A 20,098-nucleotide genomic window follows, 5' to 3' on the forward strand; every position below is an offset into this window, starting at 1 on the left:
CCTTCCCGGACCTTCCCGGCCCTTCCCGGACGAACACAGTACCGAACAGTCCACGGCATGATCAGGCCGAGCCCGCCCGGGTCACGCGACAACGTCAGCGCTCATACGGCGACGGAGCGTTCTCCCGGCCGGACTCTGAGACGACTTCCTACAGCCCGAAGAAGTTCGGCTTCTTCCAGTGATTCGAGTCGGGTACCAGAGGCTGTCCCGTCTGCGGACGCTCAGCGTCGATCGAGCGTCATGACCGGCAGTCCGTCCCTCCGTGACCGCCGCGCGGGAACCGGGCCACGACCGGCTCATCGACGTTGCCACTCTTCTGCGAGGAGTTGATAGGAGCGCACCCGGTCGGCGTGGTCGTGGGTGATGGTGGTGATGATCAGCTCGTCGGCTCCGGTGGCCTCCTGCAGCTGTTCGAGCTGGTCGGCCACGCGCCCCGGAGAGCCGACGAACTGTGTGTCGACGCGGTCGGCGACCAGAGCGCGGTCTGCTTCGGTCCAGGCGTGGGCGCGGGCCTGTGCCGGGGTCGGGAAGGGGATGGCGCCCTCGGCGGTGCGGATGCTGCGGACCCACGGGCCGTAGCCGGTGGCCAGTTCGCGGGCGGTTTCGTCGTCCTCGGCGACGACGACGTCGGCGGAGACGCTGACGTAGGGCTTGTCGAGGTGGTCGGACGGCTGGAACGCGGCGCGGTAGCCCTCAGCCGCCTCCAGTACGGTGGCCGGGCTGACGTGGTAATTGGCCGCGAAGCGCAGGCCGTTGCGGCCTGCGACGTCGGCGCTCTGTCCGCCGCTGCTGCCGAGGATCCACACCTGCACCTCGGCGCCCTCACCGGGGAGGGCGTGCGCTTCGATCCCGTCTGCGGAGCGGTAGTCGCCGCGCAGCAGCGCGAGTAGGTCGTCGACCTGCTCGCCGTAGTCCTGCGGGCGCGCGCCCGGCTGGTGCAACAGCTGCTGCTGGAGCAGGAAACGCGGCGAACCGGTCAGCTGTTCAGAGGAGAACCGTGGCGGGATCTTCAGACCGTTGGGGGCGCGCCCGTCGACGACGGGGGTCGTGGTCGGCCGGGGCCCTGCCGCCTGTCCGGGAGGACGTCCGCCCGAGCGGCCGAGACCCAGGTCGAGTCGCCCGGGGTGCAGGGCGTCGATCAGTCCGAACTCCTCGACGGTGGACAGGGCGGTGCGGTGACCGAGCTGTACGGCTCCGGAGCCGATCCTGATCGTGGAGGTCGCGGAGGCGGTCAGGGCCAGCACGACGGCGGGAGAGGCCCCGGCCACGCCCGGGTTGAGGTGGTGTTCGGCGAACCAGTAACGGGTGTAGCCGAAACGCTCGGTCTGCTGGGCGAGGTCGATGGTGTTGCGCAGCGCCTCCGCGGCGGTGGAGCCGGACGAGATCGGGACGAGGTCGAGGACTCCGAGACGGATGCCGGACATGATCTGGTGTTGCTCCTCAGCGGTCGGTGGTCACGGATGCGGGTGTGGACGCGGTCTCGGTTCCGGTCCCGGTCCCGGCGAGGACTGGGGTCCAGGGGAACGGCGGGGTGGGGATTTCGCGTCGCAGGACGGGGCGATGTCGGACTGGAAGAGTTCGAGCGAGGCCCGATGCTGGGCGTGGGCGAGCCCGCCCGCGTCAGCGTGCATGTGGAGCACGCTGTGCCCGAACTGCTCGTGGTGGCGGTGCACTTTGTCGATCACTTGCTGCGGGCTGCCGATCAGCGCCGAGCTGCGCTCGACGAAGTCCTCCAGGGTGGCGAACACCGGATCGACGCCCAGACGTTTCTGGAAGGCGAGGTATGCCTCGAACACCGGCCGGTACGCGACGATGGCTGCCTGTGAGGTGCGGGCCGCGTGGTAGCCGGCCGTTCCCGCGCCGACGACGGCCCGTGCCGGGTCGTGGCCGTAGTGCTCCCATCGCTCCCGGTAGGAGCGGGTGAGTTCGGCGCACGGCTCGATCGGGTGGGTGACGTTGGCCGAGAGGAGCGGATCTCCGTAGCGGGCGGCGAGATCGACCGACTGCCGGCTGGTCGCGCTGCCGTGCCAGACCCGGATGGGCTGCTGAACGGTCTCGGCCGCACCTCGGCGTCCGCCAGTTCGGGCACAAGCGCGGGGAGGCGCTCACCCTGTCCTGCCGCCAGACCCGGCGGAACAGCCCGTGGCTCTCGGCGCTGCGGTCCCACCGGTCCTCGCGTGTGACGTGGGACAACTCGCGCTGGGCGGTGCTGTCGCCCCTGCCCCTGCCCCTGCCCCTGCCCCTGCCCCTGCCCCTGCCGATGATCAGGTCGAGACGGCCCGCCGACAGGTGATCCAGAGGCGCGTAGTCCTCGTACGCGCGTATCGGGTCGAGCAGGCTGAGGGTGACGGCCAGGAACCTCACGATGCCGGCCGCCGGGTCTCCGGCTCCGCGCGGGTGTCGGGGTGTGCCAGGCCGAGGTGGTCGCGGAGCGTGGTGCCTGTGTAGTCGTGGCGGAACACACCGCGTTCCTGGAGCAGCGGGACGACAGTGTCGGCGAACTCGTCCAGGCCGCCCGGGGTGATGTGCGGGACCAGGATGAAGCCGTCGGCGGCGTCCGCCTGGACGAAGGCGTTGATGGTCTCGGCGACGGTGGCAGGGGAGCCGATGAACGACTGGCGGCCGGTGGTCTCGATGACCAGTGCGCGGATCGACAGGTTCTCCGCTTCGGCACGCTCGCGCCATTGTCTGGCGACGGCGAGCGGGTCACGGAACATCCGGACGCTGGCCCGGCCGCGGGCGATGGTGTTCTCGCCGGGGTCCGGGTCGATGTCGGGGAGCGGGCCGTCCGGGTCGTAGCCGGACAGGTCCCGGTTCCAGACCTGTTCGAGGTACTTAATCGCGGTCTGACCGCTGACCTGCTGACGGCGTATCTCGTGCGCCAACTCCTGCGCCTCGGCGTCGGTGTCGCCGAGTACGAAGGTCGCCGCGGGGAGGATCAGCAGCTGGTCGTGGGTTCGGCCGTGCCGGGCCAGGCGTCCCTTGACGTCGGCGTAGAACCCCCGGCCCGCCTCCAGGGTGCTGTGCCGGCTGAAGATGGCGTCGGCGCTGGAGGCGGCGAATTCCCGCCCCTCGTCGGAGTCGCCGGCCTGGAAGATCACCGGGCGGCCCTGCGGGCTGCGCGGGACGTTGAACCGACCGGCGATGTCGAAGTGCTGTTCTCGGTGGACGAAGGCTCCGGCCTGCGCGTCCTTGAGGAAGACGCCGGACTGCTGATCGGCGACGATTTCGTCGCCGTGCCAGGAGTCGAACAGCTCCATGGCAGTGGACAGGAACTCTTTGGCCCTGGAGTAGCGCTGCTCCTCAGGGAGGAAGCCGCCGCGCCGGAAGTTCTCGCCGGTGAAGGCGTCCCAGGAGGTGACGACGTTCCAGGCGGCGCGTCCGCCCGAAAGGTGGTCCAGGCCGGCGAACTGGCGGGCCACCTCGTAGGGCTCGTTGAAGGTGGAGTTGATGGTTCCGGTGAGGCCGAGATGGTCGGTGACGGCGGCGAGCGCGGACAGGACGGTGAAGGTGTCGGGCCGTCCCACCACGTCCAAGTCATAGATCTGGCCGCCCTGTTCGCGTAGTCGCAGTCCCTCGGCGAGGAACAGGAAGTCGAATTTGGCGCGTTCGGCGGTCCGTGCGAAGTGCGCGAACGAGCTGAACTCGATGTGGCTGCCCGCCCGCGGGTCGCTCCACACGGTGGTGTTGTTGACACCGGGGAAATGGGCCGCGAGATGGATCTGCTTCAGTGGCCTGCCCGTCGTCACCTTGCTCGTGGCCGGCGTACGGGTGGTCGACGTGCCGGTGGTGGGGTTGCTGGTGGTCGGCGTGCCGGTGGTGGGGCTGCTGGCGGTCGGCGTGCCGGTGGTGGGGCTGCTGGCGGTGGGGTTGCCGCTGGTCGGTGTACCGGTGGTGGGGCTGCCGGTGGTCGGCTTGCTCATGGTCGTACGACTCCTCCGGCTTCAGGCAGCGGTGTAGCGGTTTTTGGGACGGGCCAGCCCGAGCAGCCCGCGCAGGGTGTCCGCCTCGTAGGCGTGCCGGAAGACACCTCGGCGCTGGAGTTCGGGCACCAGGCCGCGTGTGACCTGCTCCAGGTCGTGACCGATCACTCCGGGACGCAGCCGGAAGCCGCTCAGGCCGGCCCGGCCCCACTCCAGCAGGAGGTCCGCCAGTTGCCCGGGGGTGCCGGTGAACACCTCGGCGTCGCCGGTGTGGGCGTAACCCGCGAGGCCGTCCAGACGTGCCCTGCGGTCCTCCGCCGCCCCGGGATCGTCGTCCAGGTACACGATCAGGTCGCCGAAGATGTGCAGTGGCTCCTCGGCCCGCCCGGCCTCGGCCTGGGCTGCACGGATGTCGGCGACGACGGCGCGGGCCTGGTCGGTGTCGTGCGGGGTGACGTAACCGATGTCGGTCGAACGGCCCACCAGTTGACACGGATACGGCACGCTCTGGTGAGCGAGCGCACTGACGATGGGCTGTCCCTGCGGCGGCCGGGGGGTGATCGAGGGTCCCTTGACGCTGAAGTGCCTGCCCTCGAAGTCGATGTGGTGCAGCTTGTCGCGGTCGATGAACCGCCCGGTGGCGACATCGCGGATCTCCGCGTCCTCCTCCCAGCTGTCCCACAGGCGACGCACCACCTCGATGTAGTCGGCGGCCTCCTCGAAGAGCTCAGCGATCAGTTCGCGGCCGTCCGGGGTGTCCCGGTCGTCGAAGCGGAGACGCGGGAAGGTACGGCGGCCGAAATGCGCGGCCTCGTTCTGCCGTGCCGACACCTGGACGCGCAGGCCCGCGCGACCCGCGCTGACGTAGTCCAGGGTGGCGATCGCCTTGGAGACGTGGAACGGCTCGGTGTGGGTGGCGACCACGGTCGGCACCAATCCGATGTGCCGCGTCAGCGGTGCGACCCGGGCGGCGACGAGCACCGCGTCCAGCCGGCCCCGCACCTGGTCGGTGCGTCCGTCCGGCTCCGTGAGGTGCGAGGACTGCAGCCCGAGCGAGTCCTCGAACGTCACGAAGTCGAGCAGGCCGCGTTCGGCCTCGGTCACGAGGTCGGCCCAGTAACCGGCGGTGAACAGGTCGTGGGGCCGGGCGCCCGGCTCGCGCCATGCAGCCGGGTGCCAGCCGGTGCCGTCCAGCGCCACGGCGAGGTGGAGAGGGGGATGTGCGGACACGGAATGGATGCCTTCCTGGTCGACCACCTGTGATCACCGGCCCTGATGCGGAGGGCCGGCGGCGAGGAGCAGGTCAGGAACGACAGAGGGCGCCGGCCACCTGTCGCGGATCGATGCGGGGCCTGGAGTACAGGCGGACGCAGCCATGCGCGGCGTGCGCCCCCCACACACACAGTCGGGACGAGCACGCGGGCAATGGGAAACGGGAAACGGGAAACGGGGACAACACTCACCTCCGCTCTTCCGGCCGCTTGTGCTGCTCCTGACGGGCCCTGCCACGCTCCGCCATGGCAGAGCCCATGTCGTCGCAGGCTAGGCGGATCCGACCGGACGGAGGTGGAGGGCGTATTGCGGTTCCGTGAAACCCGGAAGTGAGTGCCCGAGGCGGGGTGGGGGCCAGTCGCCGTGCGTAGGCCCGCAGGTGGGAGAGGTCGGCGACGTGGCGGACCGCAGCGGCGTCCGGGTGCGGAGGGCACAACGATGTGCGCGGCACCCAGGGAACTGAGCACCGGGCGCAGCGCGTAGTCGATCGCCAGGACGTGAGCCGTTGTCCCGCCGGTCGCCGGCGGAGGGGCTTCCGGAGACGGACAGGACGGTGGCCATGGCGGATCCTTCGGGGGCGTGGGCGTGGACGTGGCACTGGTGCGGGGCCGGCCGCGTTCCGCGGCGTACTGGGGCCCCGTGTCCTCGGCGTCTACTTGTTGGTCCTCGGCAGTCCGGGCGGGTTGATCTCGGACTCGGTCACAGCCTCGTCGGACAGGCCCCAGCGCTCCAGCACCTTGCCGTACGTGCCGTTGTCGATGATCTCGTTGAGCGCGTCGGCGAGCGGCTCGACCAGGCCGCTGTCCTTCTTGGTGGTGGCCGCGATGAGGCCCTGGAGAGTGGAGCCGGCACCGGAGTACGTGCCGACGACTTCCGTCTTCCCGGTGGTGGCCGCGTGGTAGGCGGCGGTCGGGTTGGGGCCGAGGTAGAGGTCGATACGGCCGGACTGGAGGGCGAGGTAGGTGTCGCTGTCGTTCTGGTAGTACTTGATGTCCACCGGTTCGCGGCCGGCCTTCTCGTTCTCCTTGCTCCACTCGACGAGCAGCTTCTCCTGGTTGGTGCCGCTGCCCACGGCGACGGTCCTGCCCGCCACGTCCTCCGGCCCGGTGATCTTCAGGCCGCTGCCCTTCTTCGCCTCGAAGCCCAGGTTGTCCTCGCGGTAGGGGGCGAAGTCGTACTTCTCCTTACGCTCCTCCGTGACGGTGATGTTGCTGAAGCCGACGTCGTACTTGGCGCTGTCCAGGCCGACGAAGATGTTCTCCCAGGAGACCGTGTTGATGTGCAACTCCAGGCCGAGCACGTCGGCGACCAGAGAGGCGATGTCGGGCTCGACGCCGATGACGGTCTTGTTGTCGGTGGCGTGGAAGGTCAGCGGCGCGGCGGAACCGGACGAGTCGACGATCTCCAGGGTGCCTCTCTTGCGGATCCTCTCCGGGACCCTGGCTGCTATGGGGTCGACCTTGTCGGTGGTGACGCGGTCCTGGTCCGGGCTCAGGTTGATCTTCGTCTTGCTGCCGGACGTGGCCGCGACCTCGGTCGTGCCGCCGTCGGAGGGGTTGCTGCACGCGGCGAGGACGAGAGCGGCGGTCACTCCCAGCGCGGCGGCGGTGGTTCGGCGGGTGATCGAGGTGGACATGGCGTGTTCCTTACGGGTGGGAAGGGGTGCGGGATGCTCAGAGGACCTTGGAGAGGAAGGCGCGGGTGCGCTCGTGCCGCGGGTGGTCCAGGACGGCCGCCGGCGGGCCCTGTTCCACGACGACACCGCCGTCCATGAACACCACGGTGTCGGCGACCTCGCGGGCGAAGCCGATCTCGTGGGTCACGACGATCATGGTGGTTCCGGTGCGGGCCAGGTCCTTGATGACGTCGAGGACCTCGCCGACGAGTTCCGGGTCGAGCGCCGAGGTGGGCTCGTCGAAGAGCAGCACCTTGGGTTCGAGGGCCAGTGCGCGGGCGATGGCCACGCGCTGCTGTTGTCCTCCGGACAGTTGCCGTGGATAGGCGTCGGTCTTGTCGGCGAGTCCGACTCTCTCCAGCAGCCGGCGGGCGGTTGCCTCCGCCCCCTTGCGCGGACGGCGCAGTGCGGAGACCGGAGCCTCGACGAGGTTCTCCAGCACGGTCAGGTGCGGGAAGAGGTTGAAGTTCTGGAAGACGAACCCGATGTGGGTGCGCTGCTTCAGAACGTCCTTCTCCTTCAGCTCGTGCAGTTTGCCGCCGGAGCGGCGGTAGCCGATGAGTTCGCCGTCGATGGCGATCCAGCCGCGGTTGACCTTCTCCAGGTGGTTGATGGTGCGCAGCAGCGTGGATTTCCCGGAGCCGGACGGGCCGAGGATCACGGTGACCTCGCCGGTACGGACCTGGAGGTCGACGCCGCGGAGCACCTCCAGCGGGCCGAAGCTCTTGTGGACGCCGTGGATGTCCACCATCACGTCGTCAACCGTCGGCTTCGCGTCCTTGACGGCCTCCGTCACATCGCTCATCGGCTGTCTCCCAAGGGCTTCAGGGGTACGACGGGCTGGTCGCGCTGGGCGGCCGCCGCGCGCAGGGTGCGGACGCGGCGCCGGGCGCGCTGGAGCGGGGTGGGTGGCGGGGTGCGGTTGGCGCCGCGGGCGTAGCGCCGCTCCACGTAGTACTGCCCGACCGACAGCAGTGAGGTCAGCACCACGTACCAGGCGGTGGCGACCAGCAGCAGCGGGATCACCCGCCCGTTGCGGCCGTAGATCACCTGCACTTGGTAGAACAGCTCCCCGATGGCCATCACATAGACCACCGAGGTGCCCTTGAGCAGGCCGATGATCTCGTTGCCGGCGGTGGGCAGGATGGCGCGCATGGCCTGCGGCAGCACGATCCGGCGGATCTGCCGCAGCCGGGGAATGCCCAGGGCGGCGGCGGCCTCCAGTTGTCCGTGGTCGACGGCGATGACACCGCCACGCACGATCTCGGCGGCGTAGGCGGCCTGGTGCAGCGTCAGCCCGATGACGGCGGCACCCATGGTGCCGATGATGCTGTTGCTGTCGATGGACCAGAACACCGGGCCGAAGGGGATGCCGACGCCCAACCTGTCGTACAGCGCGCTCAGGTTGAACCAGAACACCAGTTGGACGATCATCGGGATGGAGCGGAAGATCCAGATGTAGGTCCAGGCGACGGTCTGCAGCACCGGGCTGCGCGACAGCCGCATGAAGGCCACGACGGTTCCCAGCAGGAAGCCCAGCACCGTGGCGTAGGCGGTGAGCTGGAGGGTGACCCACACCGCCTGCACGATCGTCTCGGACAGGACGTAGTCCCCGAAGACGCTCCACTCCCAGACCGGGTTGGTGGCCAGCCCGTGCACGAACTGGGCAACCAGCACGATCACGGCCACGGCCGCCACCCAGCGGGCGTGATGGCGGGCGTGGACGACCTTGAGGGAGTCCGGGGCGTCCGGCGTGGGCGGGGTTTCGCGGCCGCCGCCCGGGAGGGCCGCGCCGGGCGGCACGGTGTCGGTGGTCGGTCTCATCGTGGTGGCCTGCTCGACTGTCATGTGTGCTCGGGCGGGTTGATCCGCGACGTCTCGATCGCGGAGGGGGAGGTGCCCCACTTCTTGAGGATCCGGGCGTATGTGCCGTTCTTGATCAGCTCGTTGACGGCGGCCTGGAACGCCATGGTGAGCGGGGAGCCCTTCGTGAAGGCGAAGCCGACGTCGAGGCGGTGGTACTCACCGAGAAAGGCGGTCCCCGACGCGGGCTGTGCCGCCTGGTGGCGCAGGCCGTTGATGGTCGACATGATCACGTCGGTCCGGCCCTGCTGGAGCGCGGTGAGAGTCGCCCCGTTCTCCGAGTAGACCTTCACGTCGTACGGCTTCTTGCCCGCCTTGGCGCACACGCCCTTCTGCGCGGTGAGGGTCGCCTCGAAGGTGGTGCCGGCTCCGGTGCCGATGGTCAGCCCGCACAGCTGGGTGAGGTCGGTGACCTTCGTCTTGAGTGCGGTGTTGCCCTTCTTCACCGCGAAGCCCTGGCCGTCGTTGATGTAGGTGACGAAGTCGACGGTCTTCAGGCGCTCGGTGGTGACGCCGAAGTTGCCGGTACCGAAGTCGTACTTCCCGCTGCCGAGGGCGGGCAGGATCGTCTCGAAGGAGGCGTCCTGCCGCTCCAGCTTCACCCCGAGGACCTTGGCCACCGCCTCCGCGATGTCGATGTCCTGGCCCGCGGGCGGCTTGTCCTGCCCGTTCGGGTAGTACGCGCCGGGCGGGGACCCGATCGAGCTGCCGACCCGCAGCGTGCCCGCCTTGCGGGCGTCGGCGGGCAGCAGGGCGGCGACGGCGTCCACCTTGCGTACGGCGGCGACCGGGTCGTCAGTCGGTACGGAGGATGCCTGGGCACCCGCCGGTGCGGTGCCGGAGGTGTCACCGGCCCCGCAGGCGGTCAGCGTCATTACGGTCAGCAGCGCGATGGCGGCGGCCATGCGCGGACGTGCTCCGATGCCACGGACGCTCACAGGTGTGCTGCCTCTCCCTGAGGTGGTGCGACCGGCAGGTGCTTCTCGAAGGGCAGCGGGCCGATGGTTTCCGGGTCGGCCTCGGTGTCGAACAGCGGGGTGTAGCCGGTCGCCAGGTACAGGCCGCGGGCCTCGGGCTGGCGCGGGCCGGTGGTCAGGTAGATCCGCCGGTAGCCGCGGGCGCTCGCCTCGCGCTCCAGCTCGGCGACGACGCGCCGGGCCAGACCCCGCCGGCGGTGGACCGAGTGGGTCCAGATCCGCTTCAGCTCGGCAGTGGTCTCGTCGTAACGGCGGAAGGCGCCGCCCGCGACCGGCTCGCCGTGTGCGAGGAGCAGGAGCAGGATGCCGCCGTGCGCGGCGGTGAACTCCTCGTCGGGGTAGCGGGCGAGTTCGGCGTGGGCGTCCCTGCCGTAGCGCGTGGAGTACTCGTCGCCGAGTCCGCGCAGCAGGTGTCCTACTCGCGGGTCGGAGACGGGCGCCTGAATGACCGTCAGTTCCCTTGCGGCCGCGGGTGGTCGGGTGACGGCGATCATCCGGTCACCGCCGCGAGGGTCCGTGGGCCGCGCGCCGTCCGCTCGGCGTCGCGCTTGGCGACCTCCTCGCGGACGATCGGGATCACGTACCGGCCGAAGTCGATCGCGTCGCCCAGCAGGTCGTAACCGCGGGCGGAGAGGATGTCGACGCCGAGGTCGTAGTAGTCGAGGAGTGCCTGGGCGACCGTCTCGGGGGTGCCGACCAGGGCGTTGGAGTTGCCCGCGCCTCCGGTCACGGCGGCGGTCGGGGTCCACAGGGCGCGGTCGTAGCGCTCCCCCGCCTCGGCGATGGCCAGCAGCCGCTGCGAGCCGGCATTCTGAGGTGTCGCAGCCTGCGGTGGTGCGTGACCGTTGTGGCGCTTGGTGACCGGCTCGCCCTTCTCCTTGCGGGCCTTGATCGCGCCGACCGTGCGGTAGGCCTTCTCCCAGGCCAGTTCCTCGGTCGGGGCGATGATCGGGCGGAACGCCACCTGGATGCGGGGCACGTCGGTGCGGCCCGCGGCCTTCGCGGCGGACTTCACGGCCTCGATCTGCTCGGCGGTCTTCTCCAGCGGCTCGCCCCACAGGCAGTAGATGTCGGCCTCGGCGCCCCCCGCGGCGTACGCGGCGGGCGAGGAGCCGCCGAACGACACGTTCGGGCGGGGCTGCTGGACCGGGAGGACGTCGCTGACGAAGTCGTGGAAGCGGTAATGCTCGCCCTCGTGGTCGAAGGGCTCGTGGGTGGTCCAGATCTTCTTGACGATCCGGATGTACTCGCGGGTGCGGGCGTAGCGCTCGTCCTTGGTGAGGGTGTCGCCCTCGCGGCCCTGTTCGCGGTCGTTGCCACCGGTGATGAAGTGCACGGTCAGCCGGCCGTCGCTGATCTGGTCGAGGGTGGCGAAGGTCTTCGCGGCGAACGTCGGGTAGGAGACGTTCGGCCGGTGGGCCAGCAGGATCTGGAGGCGGTCCAGCCTGCTCACCACGTACGCGGCGGCCGGTGCGGGGTCCGGCGACCCGGAACCGTACGCGAACAACACGCGGTCCCAGCCGTGGTCCTCGTGCGCCCGGGCGAGCCGGAGTGTGAACTCCTTGTCGAAGGCGGCGCCAGAGCGCGGGGTCGTTTCGGAGCCGTCGTTGGTGGCGGCGATGCCAAGGAACTCCACTGGCATGGGAGATGGCCTTTCCTCGAGTCCTCTGGGGCCGGGCCGTTCCGTGGGCAGCGGGCGGGCACGGCGGGGCAGCCCTCGGAGCGGCCGGGTGTGACGGCGCTTCAAGGTGCTGGGAGCCAGGCGGTGAAGGGGTGTGATGACGCCGGGGCACGGGCCTCGGGCGAGGTGGCGCGGCAGCAGCGCGTGTCAGGTCTCGCAGGACCGTCCATACGCGGAATCAGCGTGTGCTCAGCGCATGCGTACGGCGGTGCGGCGAAGGGAGGAACTCGGCCCGCGACGGGGTCACCGAGGGAGGGAAGGGCCGGTCAGACGGCCCGCTGCCGCGTCAGGCGCAACACGCCGCGGACCACACCCGACCGAAGTCGATGTGGTCACGGGTGACCAGGCGCTGCTCGGCGTTCATGCGGATAATTGAGCAGTACATCTCGCTTCACGTCAACCACGGCCCGGATGCCGGACTGGAGCCCGGCAGTTCCTGTGCGTGGTTGACACATGCGCGTGGTGCGCCCATACGATCGAGGGCGGACCGGCTCCGCCGCGCGCGGCAGCCGTACCGGCCGCGTTGAGGGACGCGGCGAGCGCGCGATGACGCCGAGACTCAGCCTTACTCACCGGCCCCGTGCCCCGTGCCCCGTGCCCCGCACCGCGCCTGCCCGGAATCCACGAACGTGCGCCGTCGGGTGGTCACCGACGCCCGCGCCTCCCTCCCCTGGAGAGCCTCCTGATGGTCTCGCCATCCGACATCGCCGACTCCTCCCGTATCTCCGCGTCCATCCCCCTCGCAGGACGCCTGGAAGCCCTCGGCCGCACCCCGGGCCGCCCACGCCCGGACGACGATCCGCCACGGATCGTGCCGCGCCGGCACGCCGGCCGCTGGCTGACCGCTACCGCCGCGCTGCTGATCTTCGCGATGGTGGTCAACTCCGTCGTCCGCAACCCCGCCTTCCAGTGGGATGTCGTCGGCCGGTACGTCACCACCGCCGCTGTGCTCGACGGCCTGTTGCTCACCCTGTGGCTGACCGGCGTGGTGATGGTGCTCGGCTTCCTGCTCGGCACCCCGCTGGCCGTGTTGCGGCTGTCCGCCAACCCGGTGCTGCGCGCGCTGAGTTGGGGTTACGTATGGATCTTCCGGTCAACCCCGCTGCTGGTGCAGCTGCTGTTCTGGTTCAACATCGGCGCCCTCTACCCGACGCTGGGCCTCGGCATCCCGTTCGGGCCTGAGTTCGTCACCGTCAAGACGGTCAACCTGCTCGGCCCGACCCTCACCGCCGTCATCGGCCTGACCCTGCACGAAGCCGCCTACGCCGCCGAGGTGGTGCGCGGCGGCATCCTTTCGGTGGAGGCCGGCCAGACGGAGGCCGCCCAGGCCCTCGGCATCGGCACACGGCGCACCCTGCGCCGGATCGTCATCCCGCAGGCGATGCGCTCCATCGTCCCGGCCGCGGGAAACATGCTGATCGGCACCCTGAAGGGCACCAGCATCGTCAGCGTGCTGGCCGTGCACGACCTGCTGTACTCGGTACAACTGGTCTACAACCAGACGTACCAGGTCATCCCCCTGCTGATGGTCGCCACCCTCTGGTACATCGCCGTCACGACCGTGCTCAGCGCGGGACAGTTCTACGTCGAGCGCCACTACGCGCGTGGCTCCGCCCGCGCGCTGCCACCCACACCTCTGCAAAGGCTCAGGGCCCGTCCGGCCACGCTGCGCGCCCGGCTGGACGAGGCGACGGCGCCCGACGTCCGCCCGGCAGTCGACGGTGACCGGTGAGCCCACCCGCGGTGTTACGTTCCCTACATTCCCTATCGGTTTACTAGGAATGCATTGACGTTCCGCCCGACGGATGCGCAGGATGATGCACATGGCCCTCACACAGCAGCGACTCGTTCGTCGTCGGCATGTCGACTTTGGTCACGTCGTCAGCGCCGCCTGCTGTCGCGTGTAGGGCACGCCGCTCACACGTCGCGCGTGCCGCTCCGCTCCTTCTCTCTCATCCCAGGCGATCAGGCGAACCCACCCAGTGCGCCTGACGGCCCGACGCACTTCTGAAGGACGAACGCCATGACCACGGCACTTCCGGCCCAGGCCACCCCGTCGGATTCACCACTCCCCGACCTGCGTCGTCTCCGCCTCGTGGGCGACACCGCCCAGTCCGGCGACGAGGGAACCGGTTCCCCTCCCCTCGTCGGCTACCTCGTGCTGGTCCCCGAGGGCACCGATCCCGCCCAGCTCTTCGCGAAGGGCGTGACACGGCCGGAGATCCGGCCCTTCCCCTATCCGGTCGCACCTCCCGTGCGGCGGACGGAAGGCGGTGTCGTCCGCATCGATACCGCGCGACATGCCGCAGAACTTGACGGCCGCGAACTCGACCTCACTTACCTGGAGTTCGGGCTGCTGGCGCACCTCGTTCTCCATCCCCACCAGGTGCATTCGCGCGAGCAGCTGATGGCCGGCATCTGGGGCTACGACCACATCGGTGACGGCCGCACCGTGGACGTCCACATCGCGCGGCTGCGCCGCAAGCTGGGCAGAGCCCACCGGCACCGGATCGTCACCGTACGGCGCGTGGGCTACAAGTACGTGCCCGACCAGCAAGAGGGCCCCGACACCGCACCGTGCCGCCGAGCTTGAGGAGACCACCGCCATGGGCGTTGCCACTGCGCCGTCCGGACCCGCCGCGGACTGCGACCGGACCGGGCCCGGCCGTGCGCACTGGCTGCGCGTGGCCCGCGAGACGGCGGACGACCTGGCCACGGACGCGGTGGCCAGGGAGCAGGCAGGCAAGGCCCCGTTCGACGAGGTGTCCCGGCTGCGTGAGGCGGGACTGCTGACCCTCCTCATACCGGCCGAACTCGGGGGAGGCGGCGAGGACTGTCCCACGGCCTACGCCGTCGTCCGGGAGATCGCCGCCGCCGACGGCGCGATCGGTCAACTGCTCGGCTGTCACTACTTCCTGTCGTTCGGCGCCCGGTTGTTCGCCGAGCCCTCCCTCGCCGCTCGGGTCGAACGGAACTCCGCGGCGGAGCAGTGGTGCTGGGGTGGCGGGTTCGCCCGCCAGGAACTTCCTCTGACGCTGACCAGGAAAGCCGGTGGCTATGTGCTGGACGGCCGGCAGAGCTACGTCACCGGGGTCCTGGTCGCCGACCGCCTCGCCGTGCGGGCCGAGCGGGCCGACACCGGCGAACCGTTCGCCGTCGTCGTCGATTCCGCCCGTCACGGCGTGCGGATCGACGGCGACGCCGATCCCTTCGGCCAGCGGCTCGCGGCCGGCGGGAGCGTGGAGTTCGACGCCGTACCGGTCACCGCCGACGACATACTCGGCTCCCTGTCCGCGGACGAGGACGTGCTGTCACCCCTGGCCGCGCTGGCCTCGCCGGTCGGGCGTCTCGTCTCGGTCCAACTCCTTCTCGGCATGGCGGAGGGAGTGCTCGCCGAAGCGCGTGAGTACAGCAGGACGGGCCACTCCCCCTGGCACCCGGACCGGCCGGCCGGCTCTCCCCAGGACGCGCAGGTGCTGACCGCCTACGGAGAACTCATGGTCCTCACCCGCTCCGCGTCCGCACTCGCCGATCAGGCCCTGGAAGCCGTGCACGGCGGGCTGGCACGCGGCGAAGACCTCACCTACGACGAGCACGCGGAGATCTCCGTCCTGGTGGCCATGGCCGAAGCCGCCGCTTCCAGGGCCGCGCAGGAATCCACCGCCGGCGCCCTCGACATCATCGGCCCCCGCTCCGCGTCCTCGCGGCTGGGCTTCGACCGCTTCTGGCGCAACGCCCGGACTCACACCTTGTACGAGCCCGTCACCCATCGGCTCCGCGACGTCGGGGACTATTTCCTGAACGGCGCGCACCCGCCGTTCGCCCTGCCCGTCCGACCTTGAGGACCCGGGACTCCGGATCTGCGACAAGGCGCCCGCTCCGGAAAATCCGTACCGAAGGTCGCCCCGCCCTCCTCGGTGCCGGTGATGTTCACCGGCGTCCGGCTGACGGGAGCAGCGTTCATCCTGGTGCCGGTCGCCGCCGGGACGATCGGCGCCAAGACGGACTTCACGCAGGAACGCGGGCTGTTCATCGCCGGCTTCCCAGAGCATCGTCGGCCTCGGCTCCTCCGGCTCCCGGGATCTGCCGCGCAGCCTCCGGTCGTACGTCACCCGCCCCGAGAACAGCGTGCGTGTGGCCTGGGTACCGGCGGGGAACACCACCTGCCCGGCGGCCCGCCCGCAGCGGACACCGACGGAAGCCGTACGGGATACTGCGCACATGAGGATCTCAGCCAGGGCGGACTACGCGGTACGGGCCGCGTTGCAGCTCGCCGCGTCACGGGATGACGGGCCGCTGAAGGCCGAGGCCATCGCCGCCGCCCAGGACATCCCTCACAAATTCCTCGAAAGCATCCTGAACGACATGCGCCGGGGCGGTCTCGTGCTCAGCCAGCGCGGCGGCAACGGCGGCTACCGGCTGGCCAAGCCCGCCGAGTCCATCAGCATCGCCGACGTCATCCGCGTGGTCGACGGACCACTGGTCTCGGTACGCGGGGTACGCCCCCCGGAGCTGTCCTACACCGGCCCCGCCGAGTCACTGCTCCCTCTGTGGATCGCACTGCGGTCCAACGTACGCGCGATCCTGGACGGCGTGTCGCTCGCCGACGTCGCGTCGGCCCAACTGCCCGACGCCGTATCGGCGTTGACCGACACCCCGGGCGCCTGGGTGAACCCCTGACCCACCGGGCCACTCACGGCTGATCTCAAAAGGTGAGATGGCGCCATCCATCATACGAACACCCTCTTGGGGTGGGCGCCACCTTCTGCCACGATCCCTATCAACCGGGTAGGAAAACTAGGAATAGAGGGGATGGCCATGAGAACGCTCGACCGCACCGGCCGGCCGCTGTCCCCTCTGACCTCGCGTCGTCACATCGACCTCGGCCGTACGTCCAGTGCCCTCTGTCGGCCTTTCTGACGCCGCAGAACCTGCCTCTGTCCGGACCACAGCACTGCCTCCCCCACGTTCCGCTTCCCTGCCCGCGACAGCATGTGTGCCGCCGAGGCCGGGGAGTGGAGTGCCGGCGCGTGCCGGCAAGCAGGACGCCTCACATCGACGTACCTCCCTGATCGCCCATCCCTGAGAGGACACCACCGTGTCTGCCGCAAGACCGCTCACCACCCTGCGCACCCTCGCCGTCATAGCCGCGCTGCCCCTCCTGCTCACCGCCTGCGGCTACGGTTCCGACTCCACTGACGACGACAAGCAGACCGAGGTCGCGGCAGGCGCGAAGAAGCTCTCCTCCGACGAAGTGAAGATCGGCTACTTCCCCAACCTCACCCACGCCACCGCTCTGGTGGGAGTCCAGGAGGGCCTGTTCCAGAAGGAGCTCGGCGGCACCAGGATCAAGGCGTCCACCTTCAACGCCGGCCCCTCCGAGATCGAGGCGCTGAACTCCGGATCCATCGACATCGGCTGGATCGGCCCCTCGCCCGCCATCAACGGCTACACGAAGTCGAGCGGCAAGAACCTGCGCATCATCAGCGGTTCCGCCTCCGGCGGCGTGAAGCTCGTCGTCAACCCGGACAAGATCAAGTCCCTGGACGACGTCAAGGGCAAGAAGATCGCCACGCCGCAACTCGGCAACACCCAGGACGTGGCGTTCCTCAACTGGATCGCGGACCAGGGCTGGAAGGTCGACGCGGAGAGCGGCGCGGGCGATGTCTCCGTCGTCCGTACGGACAACAAGATCACCCCGGACGCCTACAAGTCCGGCTCCATCGACGGCGCCTGGGTGCCGGAGCCGACCGCGTCCAAGCTGGTCGCGGAGGGCGGCAAGGTGCTGCTGGACGAGGCCGATCTGTGGCCGGACAAGAAGTTCGTGATCACGAACATCATCGTGTCGCAGTCGTTCCTGAAGGAGCACCCGGACGTCGTCGAGGCCGTACTGCGCGGCTCGGTGAAGACCAACGAGTGGATCAACGCCAACCCGGAGAAGGCCAAGGCGTCCGCCAACGAGGCGCTGAAGAAGGAGTCCGGCAAGGCCCTGCCGGCCGAGATCATCGACCCCGCCTGGAAGTCCGTCACCTTCCTCGACGACCCGCTGGCCGCCACCCTCAACACGGAGGCGGAGCACGCGGTGAAGGCCGGTCTGCTGGAGAAGCCCGACCTGAAGGGCATCTACGACCTCGCACCGCTCAACAAGGTCCTCAAGGCCGAGGGCAAGGACGAGGTCGGCGACGCCGGTCTCGGTGCCGAGTAACACAACCGGACACGATGAGTTCCCAGGAGGTGACGACCATGGCCATCACGATCGCCAAGGCTGCCGAGGACGCCCCGGCGGTGACGCACGCCGCCCGTATCGAGCATGTCTCGAAGTCCTTCCCCGCGCCCGGCACACCCGGCGGACAGCAGCTCGTTCTGGACGACATCACGCTCGATGTCGCGCCGGGTGAGTTCGTCACCCTCCTGGGAGCCTCGGGCTGCGGCAAGTCCACCCTGCTCAACCTGGTCGCGGGACTGGACCTGCCGTCCGCCGGCTCGATCGACACGGACGGCCGGCCCGCCCTGATGTTCCAGGAGCACGCGCTCTTCCCGTGGCTGACCGCGGGCAAGAACATCGAGCTCGCGCTGAAACTGCGCGGGGTCGACAAGGCCGAGCGCCGTCAGGAGGCGGATCGGCTGCTGGAACTCGTACGGCTGCGGGGCGCGTACGGCAAGCGGGTGCACGAACTGTCGGGCGGCATGCGCCAGCGCGTCGCGCTGGCCCGGGCGCTGGCCCAGGACAGCCGGCTGCTGCTGATGGACGAGCCGTTCGCCGCGCTGGACGCGATCACCCGTGACGTGCTGCACGACGAGCTGACCCGCATCTGGCGTCAGACGGGCGTGTCGGTGCTGTTCGTGACGCACAACGTGCGGGAGGCGGTGAAGCTGGCGCAGCGAGTGGTGCTGCTGTCCTCGCGGCCGGGGCGAATCGCCCGGGAGTGGACCGTCGGCATTCCGCAGCCGCGCCGCATCGAGGACAGCGCGGTCGCCGAACTGTCCGTCGAGATCACCGAAGAACTGCGCAAGGAGATCCGCCGCCATGGCCAGCACTGACACTGACGCCGCGGCCGAGAAGGGCGGCTCGCCGGCAGCCGGTGATCCCAAGGACACCCAGGGCCTGGCGGGGCTGGAGGCCGGGCTCGACGCGCTGGAGTCGGTACAGGTCGCCCGTACGCCGCTGCGGGAGACGCTGACACGCAAGGTGCTGCCGCCCCTCACCGCCGTCGCACTGGTGCTGGTGGTCTGGCAGTTGCTGGTGTGGACCGAGGCCGCCCCCGCCTACAAGCTGCCCTCACCGTCCGCGGTGTGGGCCGAGGTGACCGACGCCTGGCGGCAGGGCACCCTTCTCGACTACATCTGGACCAGCGTCTCGCGCGGTCTGCTGGGCTTCCTGATGGCGCTCGCCATCGGTACGCCGCTCGGCCTGCTCGTCGCCCGGGTGACCTTCGTCCGGGCGGCCATCGGCCCCGTCCTGTCCGGTCTGCAGTCGCTCCCGTCGGTCGCCTGGGTGCCCCCCGCCGTGCTCTGGCTGGGCCTGAACAACTCGATGATGTACGCCGTGATCCTGCTCGGCGCGGTCCCGTCCATCGCCAACGGCCTCGTCGCGGGCATCGACCAGATCCCGCCGCTGTTCCTGCGGGCCGGGCGGACGCTGGGGGCGACCGGGCCGCGCGGGGCGTGGCACATCGTGATGCCGGCCGCGCTTCCCGGATATCTGGCGGGGCTGAAGCAGGGCTGGGCGTTCTCCTGGCGGTCGCTGATGGCCGCGGAGATCATCGCCTCCTCGCCCGATCTGGGCGTCGGCCTCGGCCAGTTGCTGGAGAACGGCCGGAACAACGCCAGCATGTCGCAGGTGTTCCTGGCCATCTTCCTGATCCTGCTCGTCGGGATCGCCATCGACCTGCTGATCTTCAGCCCGCTGGAACGGCGGGTACTGCGCAGCAGGGGCCTGCTCACCCGCTGAACGAACGGATCGCGCTCGGCACGGGATGCCCGCCCGATCTCGCCCCGCACCGGTTCACGGCACCGGCTCCGCGCAGGCATCACGCCGCAGCGGAGCCGGTACCGCTGTATAGCGGAGCCGGTGCCGCTGTACAGGGGCCACAGGTCCACCTCGATACGCACGTCGCCGCCACCGTGGCTGACTTGCGCACTCCGCCGGGCCGAGTTCCTGCACGCGCGAAAAGCGCGGCGGCGTGTCAACTCAAGGTTGACAGAAGCGGATTGACAACCCAAGGTTGACACATGACGCAGATTACTCCGCCGGTCAGGCTCGACGACCTGATCACGGCGATCACCGAGAACCACACCCACGCCCTCGACCAGCTGGCCGACGCGATGCTGCTGGCCGACCACATCGGCGAGGTCGCCGACCACCTCATCGGTCACTTCGTCGACCAGGCCCGTCGTTCCGGCGCGTCCTGGACCGACATCGGCCGCAGCATGGGCGTCACCAGGCAGGCCGCGCAGAAGCGGTTCGTCGGCAAGCCCGACACCAACACGTCGCACGGTTTCGAGAAGTTCTCCCAGCCCGCCCGCAACGCGATCGTCGCCGGCATGAACGAGGCCAAGCTGGCCGGCAACGCCGAGATCGTCCCCGCGCATCTCGTCCTCGGCCTGCTCGGCACCGAGGGCACCGCGGTCGACTTCATCACGACCGGTCCGCCGAAGCGCGCCGCGTACGCCACCGCCTCCTCGACGTCGGCCGCCACTTCCTCAC

Annotated in this window: 17 protein-coding genes and 3 pseudogenes; 9 read left to right on the forward strand and 11 right to left on the reverse strand. The window is 69.8% G+C overall.

Annotation, left to right across the window (positions count from 1 at the left end; translation table 11 throughout):
* Nucleotides 1-296: 296 nt before the first annotated feature.
* The 11 genes and pseudogenes from ACWD0J_RS38025 to ACWD0J_RS38075 all read right to left on the reverse strand — a co-directional run bounded on the left by ACWD0J_RS38025 (nucleotide 297) and on the right by ACWD0J_RS38075 (nucleotide 11,352).
* Complete coding sequence (locus tag ACWD0J_RS38025) at nucleotides 297-1,424, reverse strand: LLM class flavin-dependent oxidoreductase (protein WP_451500443.1); 1,128 nt, start codon at nucleotides 1,422-1,424, stop codon at nucleotides 297-299.
* A 16-nt stretch (nucleotides 1,425-1,440) separates the two neighbouring features.
* Nucleotides 1,441-2,358: pseudogene (locus ACWD0J_RS38030) on the reverse strand (LLM class flavin-dependent oxidoreductase); the annotation flags it as partial.
* 2 nt (nucleotides 2,359-2,360) lie between these two features.
* Complete coding sequence (locus ACWD0J_RS38035) at nucleotides 2,361-3,923, reverse strand: NtaA/DmoA family FMN-dependent monooxygenase (protein WP_451500444.1); 1,563 nt, start codon at nucleotides 3,921-3,923, stop codon at nucleotides 2,361-2,363.
* A gap of 21 nt (nucleotides 3,924-3,944) precedes the next feature.
* Nucleotides 3,945-5,153: an LLM class flavin-dependent oxidoreductase gene (locus tag ACWD0J_RS38040; protein WP_451500445.1), complete on the reverse strand. Its 1,209-nt coding sequence runs from the start codon at nucleotides 5,151-5,153 to the stop codon at nucleotides 3,945-3,947.
* 476 nt (nucleotides 5,154-5,629) lie between these two features.
* Nucleotides 5,630-5,722 (reverse strand): annotated as a pseudogene (locus ACWD0J_RS38045) (NADPH-dependent FMN reductase); the annotation flags it as partial.
* 125 nt (nucleotides 5,723-5,847) lie between these two features.
* Complete coding sequence (locus ACWD0J_RS38050) at nucleotides 5,848-6,831, reverse strand: ABC transporter substrate-binding protein (RefSeq protein ID WP_451500446.1); 984 nt, start codon at nucleotides 6,829-6,831, stop codon at nucleotides 5,848-5,850.
* A 37-nt stretch (nucleotides 6,832-6,868) separates the two neighbouring features.
* Nucleotides 6,869-7,675, reverse strand: coding sequence for an amino acid ABC transporter ATP-binding protein (locus tag ACWD0J_RS38055; RefSeq protein WP_451500447.1), 807 nt, complete (start codon nucleotides 7,673-7,675; stop codon nucleotides 6,869-6,871).
* Entirely contained in the window at nucleotides 7,672-8,694 is a 1,023-nt protein-coding gene (locus tag ACWD0J_RS38060) for an amino acid ABC transporter permease (RefSeq protein WP_451500448.1), read from the reverse strand. The genes ACWD0J_RS38055 and ACWD0J_RS38060 overlap by 4 nt, the downstream gene beginning before the upstream one ends.
* 20 nt (nucleotides 8,695-8,714) lie before the next feature.
* A complete protein-coding gene (locus ACWD0J_RS38065) occupies nucleotides 8,715-9,638 on the reverse strand; it encodes an ABC transporter substrate-binding protein (protein WP_451500449.1) in 924 nt (307 codons plus the stop codon).
* A 29-nt stretch (nucleotides 9,639-9,667) separates the two neighbouring features.
* A complete protein-coding gene (locus tag ACWD0J_RS38070; RefSeq protein ID WP_451500450.1) occupies nucleotides 9,668-10,204 on the reverse strand; it encodes a GNAT family N-acetyltransferase in 537 nt (178 codons plus the stop codon).
* Nucleotides 10,201-11,352: an LLM class flavin-dependent oxidoreductase gene (locus ACWD0J_RS38075; protein ID WP_451500451.1), complete on the reverse strand. Its 1,152-nt coding sequence runs from the start codon at nucleotides 11,350-11,352 to the stop codon at nucleotides 10,201-10,203. The genes ACWD0J_RS38070 and ACWD0J_RS38075 overlap by 4 nt, the downstream gene beginning before the upstream one ends.
* Nucleotides 11,353-12,076: 724 nt before the next feature.
* Here ACWD0J_RS38075 and ACWD0J_RS38080 point away from each other — a divergent pair.
* From ACWD0J_RS38080 to ACWD0J_RS38120, 9 genes and pseudogenes are all read left to right on the forward strand, one after another.
* On the forward strand, nucleotides 12,077-13,123 hold the full coding sequence (locus ACWD0J_RS38080) for an amino acid ABC transporter permease (protein ID WP_451500452.1): 1,047 nt from the start codon (nucleotides 12,077-12,079) through the stop codon (nucleotides 13,121-13,123).
* A 291-nt stretch (nucleotides 13,124-13,414) separates the two neighbouring features.
* Nucleotides 13,415-13,984, forward strand: a complete 570-nt coding sequence (locus tag ACWD0J_RS38085; RefSeq protein WP_451500453.1) for a winged helix-turn-helix domain-containing protein — start codon at nucleotides 13,415-13,417, stop codon at nucleotides 13,982-13,984.
* Nucleotides 13,985-13,997: 13 nt separating this feature from the next.
* Complete coding sequence (locus tag ACWD0J_RS38090) at nucleotides 13,998-15,233, forward strand: acyl-CoA dehydrogenase family protein (RefSeq protein ID WP_451500454.1); 1,236 nt, start codon at nucleotides 13,998-14,000, stop codon at nucleotides 15,231-15,233.
* 379 nt (nucleotides 15,234-15,612) lie between these two features.
* The gene (locus ACWD0J_RS38095) at nucleotides 15,613-16,071 is read left to right on the forward strand and encodes an RrF2 family transcriptional regulator (RefSeq protein WP_451500455.1); all 459 of its coding nucleotides are present in this window, start codon (nucleotides 15,613-15,615) and stop codon (nucleotides 16,069-16,071) included.
* A 138-nt stretch (nucleotides 16,072-16,209) separates the two neighbouring features.
* On the forward strand, nucleotides 16,210-16,311 hold the full coding sequence (locus ACWD0J_RS38100) for a putative leader peptide (protein ID WP_451500456.1): 102 nt from the start codon (nucleotides 16,210-16,212) through the stop codon (nucleotides 16,309-16,311).
* 178 nt (nucleotides 16,312-16,489) lie between these two features.
* Entirely contained in the window at nucleotides 16,490-17,596 is a 1,107-nt protein-coding gene (locus ACWD0J_RS38105; protein ID WP_451500457.1) for an ABC transporter substrate-binding protein, read from the forward strand.
* 38 nt (nucleotides 17,597-17,634) lie between these two features.
* A complete protein-coding gene (locus ACWD0J_RS38110) occupies nucleotides 17,635-18,432 on the forward strand; it encodes an ABC transporter ATP-binding protein (RefSeq protein WP_451500458.1) in 798 nt (265 codons plus the stop codon).
* On the forward strand, nucleotides 18,419-19,342 hold the full coding sequence (locus tag ACWD0J_RS38115; protein WP_451500459.1) for an ABC transporter permease: 924 nt from the start codon (nucleotides 18,419-18,421) through the stop codon (nucleotides 19,340-19,342). Before ACWD0J_RS38110 ends, ACWD0J_RS38115 begins: the two co-directional genes overlap by 14 nt.
* Before the next feature lie 281 nt (nucleotides 19,343-19,623).
* A pseudogene (locus tag ACWD0J_RS38120) lies at nucleotides 19,624-20,098 on the forward strand (Clp protease N-terminal domain-containing protein); the annotation flags it as partial.

The sequence above is a fragment of the Streptomyces sp. NPDC003011 genome (genome assembly GCF_053591515.1).